This is a genomic window from Clostridium pacaense, from assembly GCF_020709765.2.
Lineage (GTDB): Bacteria > Bacillota > Clostridia > Lachnospirales > Lachnospiraceae > Enterocloster > Enterocloster hominis.
This window is the reverse complement of the sequence record NZ_JAJFEB020000108.1, coordinates 1-282: the sequence shown is the minus strand read 5'-3', so window position 1 is coordinate 282 and position 282 is coordinate 1. Positions and strand designations below refer to the sequence as shown.

Below are 282 nucleotides of genomic sequence, written 5' to 3'. Positions count from 1 at the left end.
CCATTCCCCTTGTCATTCTCCGTGGATGCCCTCCAAAAGGCAGGCATTGCAGGACGGTACACCCACTCCAGGCCATCATACACCAGTGACACCATGCCATGCTCCGAGCAGGAGAAAATCACATGAAACCCGTCACCCTTTACTCCCAGTGTAACATCCCCGTGAATGACGGTAAGACGCTCATGCCCTGTCCCATTGCCACCCGGCCTTCCGCCATCCCCCGCCTCTGCGTCCAGGCCCTCCCGGTCAAACCGTTCCCGCTCTTCTTTTGTGCTGTACCAG

At 58.2% G+C, this 282-nt stretch carries 1 pseudogene; it reads right to left on the bottom strand.

The features are described 5' to 3' along the window. Positions 1–282, bottom strand: a pseudogene (locus LK536_RS58690) (beta-galactosidase); the annotation flags it as partial.